The 4,249-nt window shown below is 35.6% G+C and carries 5 protein-coding genes; all 5 read left to right on the top strand.

Annotated features, from left to right (window positions below; genetic code table 11):
* The first annotated feature begins 147 nt into the window (after window positions 1-147).
* The 5 genes from ESZ39_RS17895 (at window position 148) to ESZ39_RS17185 (ending at window position 3,619) form a co-directional block, all read left to right on the top strand.
* On the top strand, window positions 148-534 hold the full coding sequence (locus ESZ39_RS17895; protein WP_191321838.1) for a hypothetical protein: 387 nt from the start codon (window positions 148-150) through the stop codon (window positions 532-534).
* Window positions 535-657: 123 nt separating this feature from the next.
* Window positions 658-1,521 carry an alpha/beta hydrolase gene (locus ESZ39_RS17200; protein ID WP_146881148.1) on the top strand — a complete coding sequence of 288 codons (864 nt, stop codon included), beginning with the start codon at window positions 658-660 and terminating at the stop codon, window positions 1,519-1,521.
* Window positions 1,522-1,631: 110 nt separating this feature from the next.
* Window positions 1,632-2,021, top strand: coding sequence for a hypothetical protein (locus ESZ39_RS17195; protein ID WP_146881147.1), 390 nt, complete (start codon window positions 1,632-1,634; stop codon window positions 2,019-2,021).
* 420 nt (window positions 2,022-2,441) lie between these two features.
* Window positions 2,442-2,888 (top strand): DUF6326 family protein, encoded by a 447-nt coding sequence (locus ESZ39_RS17190; protein ID WP_146881146.1) that lies wholly within the window; start codon window positions 2,442-2,444, stop codon window positions 2,886-2,888.
* 146 nt (window positions 2,889-3,034) lie between these two features.
* The gene (locus ESZ39_RS17185) at window positions 3,035-3,619 is read left to right on the top strand and encodes a GNAT family N-acetyltransferase (RefSeq protein WP_146881145.1); all 585 of its coding nucleotides are present in this window, start codon (window positions 3,035-3,037) and stop codon (window positions 3,617-3,619) included.
* Window positions 3,620-4,249 lie beyond the last annotated feature (630 nt).

Raw genomic sequence — 4,249 nt, 5'->3', positions numbered from 1 at the left:
AGAAGTTGAAACAGCGGAGTAATTGTACTTATAACAAGGGTTTTCAAGTCGGACAAATTACAGTTGGCTTTTTGTTCGTGCCTCACTTATTTTAGCCAACTGCAATTTGCCGCTTAAAACGGCGTTAGCTACTTCAATAAGGTTTGTATGAAATATCCATTTAAGCCGAAATCTACAAGTTATATTGAGCAAGGGCAATTTTGGGCTGTACCAATTGGTAGTGATAAATTTTCAGCTGGTGTTGTACTAGCATTAAGAAGTAGTAATGGAAAGACAGACTCTAGAGCATTTTTGGCTGGCTTATTGGATTGGTCTGGAGATACACCGCCAACCAAAGAAGAATTAATTACTTGTTCTGTATTACATAAAGGCTTTGCTCATATCAAAACAATCACAGAAACAGGCGGCGAAATATTAGGAAAAATAGATTCCAGTTGGGATATTCCTGAAAGTGTGGAATATACTGATAGCATTCTTACTTGGGGTTATAACTCTATAGTTAAAAAAGCATGTAAAGCGTTCAACAGTAGCTAACAAGCCAATAAAGCGGGACTAAAAACAGTTTGCTCGGTTTCGCTTCGCTACACATTTTAGCAAACAATTTTTAGCCCCTTATTGGGGCGTTAGCCGTTAAATCAACAAGGAGTGTCGTTCCATATGAAAACAGTCTCAATATTATTTATATTATTACTTTCAGGGTGTTCTGCAAACTATACAACTGAATCATTTGTATACCAAGATGAAGAACCAGAAAAGCAACTCAATATCACTAAAATTCAAACTGAACTAGCTGAAGCTAATTTATCGGCTGTTGTGTCAACTGTGAGTTTAACATCCGAGGATGGCATTACACTTAGAGGAGTAAAATTAATAAACAAGGACGCTTTGGTGAATATTGTTTTTTTCAGTGCTAATGGTATGAAAATTAGCTCTTCATCGAAAATATTAAATAAATTTTCGTTATTGCCTGCAAATGTTATTTGGTTTGATTATCGCGGGATGGGAATTAGCGATAAAAAAGATAAGTTATCTCTGAATAGTTTACGAACGGATGCATTACGAATTTTTGATTTTTCGAAAGCTGAACTCCCTGAAAATTTGCCTACAACTATCCATGGATTATCGATGGGATCTTTAATTGCAACTTATGTTGCAAATAATAAAAATATAGATGCATTAATTCTTGATGGTGCTATCAACACAGTTCCACAGTTAGTCGATAATTTAATGCCTACTTGGTCAAAACCATTTTATTCAGTTAATTTATCACCTGAATTAGCAGAAATAAATAATGTCGATTTCATTAGAGAATATAATAAACCATTACTTTTCTTAATTGGCGAAAATGACTCAACTACGCCAGTAGAAAACTCGAAAGCACTTTACGATATATCTTCAAGCTTGGTTAAAGTATTGGCTATCATTCCAAATACTGAACATGGCGAAACAATGAGAAAAGACAAAGCAATAAAAGCATACCAAGACTTTATTAGTAAATTGGTTTGCTGTGAAAACGGCTAACAAGCTGTTAAACAAGGACAAAAAACAGTTGGCTTTTGCTCCTTCGTCGCTAATTTTAGCCAACTATTTTATTGCCTGTTAACAGGGCGTTAGCCACAAAGGGATATAGGATGATATTTTTACGGATTGCATTAATTATTATTGTTGCTCTGTTAATAGGGTGTGCTTCTAGTCACATGAAGCAATACCTCAATAAGGATGTCCGCGAAGTTGCAATTGATAATGGTCCGCCAATGAATGCTTTTGATATGGGAGATGGACGAAGAGTTTTTCAATGGCGGTGGGGTGGTGGTACATATGTTATTCCAGAAACTAACAATTTATCAGGAAATGTTACAGTTTCAGGTAATACCGCTTGGTATTCTGCTACGACAATAAAAACTGGGGGCGGTACTGTATCTTCCATGGGGTGTGTTCTTTCATATTTTGCATTTTGGGATAAAGAGAAAAATGCTTGGGTAGTTAAAGACTACCGGGTTCCCAAACAGTTAGTGTGCTAGTAACTTGTGGCTAACAAGCTGTTAAACAGGGACAAAATATAGTTGGCTTTTTGTTCACTCCGTTCACTTATTTTAGCCAACTATATTTAGCCTGTTAACGTGGCGTTATGTGTTTAAAATGGGGTTGTGTATCAGATGGTGATTTTAATTGTATTGATAGTATTTACGATGACCTTTGTATATAAGGCTTTTAAAAAAAGATCAATTTCGTTGGGAGTATATTTACTCATAGAAATATATTTTGCAGGCTTAGTTTTAGCTTCAGAGTTTGACTACTAGTAGGCAATAAAGTCAAAAAACACATAACAAGTCACTAAGAGGCAAATAACAGTTGGTCTTTGCTCCTTCGTCGCTTATTTTAACTAACTATTATTTGCCTCTTAGTGAGGCGTTATACATTACTAAGAATATGGAGTTTCAATGAGTTCGACTAATAATACAACGAGTGCCTTTCAAGACTTCCCAATAAACGTAAAACTAAAAATATCTGCTCTTTGGATAGCTGTTATGTTTTGTTATGTATATGGTGATTATATTGAGGTTTATGTTCCAGGAGTTTTAGCCGAAGCTATGGAGGTAACATCAAATAAAGCGGGCATTCAGTTGGAGTTCTTTGCTGTTGCTCTGCTCATGTCAATTCCTAGTGTTATGATATTTTTTACCTTAGTATTAAAACCTAGTATTAATCGCTGGCTAAATATAATCATACCTGTTTTATACATAGTTCTTCTTATTGCAGTTAACTTAGAAACGACATGGGTGTTCTATTTATATCTAACCGCGATAGAAGTTTTGCTTTCAATTGCCACTGTTTGGTATGCGTGGAAATGGCCTAAAACTGAGCAGTGTTCAGTAGGTAATATATAACAAGCAATTCAACAGGACTAAAAACAGTGGGCTGTCCGCTTCGCTCCCATTTTAGCCCACAATTTTTAGCCCGTTAATTGGGCGTTATATTTCAAATCAATGTGCCACGTTGCATCATATATTATTAATAACTAGTAGAGGGAATTATGAACGAAATCACTATGCCAATGCGTAATACAAAGACGGGAGAAATAGAAAATACAACTATTTCTCATGATAACTCTACTATTGCATCAGAGGCATTAGAGCAGTTTTCTTATAGTTATAAAAAGAAACTGATTGAAGTTGAGAAAAACCCTCGATATAAAAATATCGTATTTTTATATGACAATCCAATGGGGAAAGAACAGCGATATACCTTTGGTTTAGTTGATCCTAAAAGCAAGAGAAAAATTATGGCTGTGGCTGTTTGTGTAATGGATAAACCTTATCCTGCGCAAGGTTGCGAAAATGATATGGGCTTACAATTTGATTTAGGTTACGCAGTCAAAGAAAAATATCGAGGTAAAGGGTTATCACACACACTCCTTAAACATGTATCACAATATATGTTTGAATTAATTACAATGGGTAAAAATAATCGAGAGATTCGTCTTGAAATGAAAGTAGATGTTAATAATGTTGCTTCAAACAGCTCAGCCAAAAAATTATCCAATATTGATGACCCGTATATAGAGCAGGCTGAACAATCAGATTGTGTAAACTTTTATTATTGGCAAAAACGTTCATAAATTTATTGGTTCAACCTATTGAGCTAAATGAAATATAACAAGAAATTAAACAAGGACAAAAAATAGTTGGTTTTTTGTTCACTACGTTCACCTATTTTAGCCAACTACTTTTTGCCTGTTAATTAGGCGTTATTTGGCACCACGAAATCAGCTAAATTTTTTATTGTAAGAGCCGTGTTTTTCAAATAGGTTTGGTGGGTTACGCCTCAGTTTTCGCCTAGTCGGTTTGGTTATAGCCGCTAATAGACTTTACTATTTTAGACATTATTGTCGTAAAGCCATTAGCTAAAGTAGCTTTCGTTTTTGGCTCAAAAATCACGGTTTGGTTAGTCGTGGCGCTGGGCACTTTTTAGTTCTACGGTCGGGCTGCCAAAACCAGTAAAGTGCTTGTTATCGCTGGTAGTTTTCCGCTACCATCAAATAACAAGGTAATTCAAGCGGACACGTACAGTTTGCTCGCGCTCCGCGCAGTATAGCAAATTGTACTTAGCCGCTTAATATAAGCGTTAAATGCACAGTCAAACATGGAGTCGTTATGACGTTTATAGCATCATTTGCTGATGAAAGTGGAACCCACAAAGGTTGCCCTTGTTATACTATTGGAATTTTAAATGTCCCCGAAGATTTTCT

Origin of the sequence: Colwellia sp. C1TZA3 (assembly GCF_007954265.1) — a bacterium.
Classification (GTDB): Bacteria; Pseudomonadota; Gammaproteobacteria; order Enterobacterales; family Alteromonadaceae; genus Cognaticolwellia.
Note: the sequence above shows the minus strand (reverse complement) of the source record. Positions and strands in the feature narration are given on the sequence as shown.

Bases quoted from the DNA above. Each gene is read 5' to 3' on its own strand.
- ESZ39_RS17895 (WP_191321838.1), top strand. From the start codon at position 148: ATGAAATATCCATTTAAGCCGAAATCTACAAGTTATATTGAGCAAGGG.
- ESZ39_RS17195 (WP_146881147.1), top strand. From the start codon at position 1,632: ATGATATTTTTACGGATTGCATTAATTATTATTGTTGCTCTGTTAATA.
- ESZ39_RS17185 (WP_146881145.1), top strand. From the start codon at position 3,035: ATGAACGAAATCACTATGCCAATGCGTAATACAAAGACGGGAGAAATA.
- ESZ39_RS17190 (WP_146881146.1), top strand. From the start codon at position 2,442: ATGAGTTCGACTAATAATACAACGAGTGCCTTTCAAGACTTCCCAATA.
- ESZ39_RS17200 (WP_146881148.1), top strand. From the start codon at position 658: ATGAAAACAGTCTCAATATTATTTATATTATTACTTTCAGGGTGTTCT.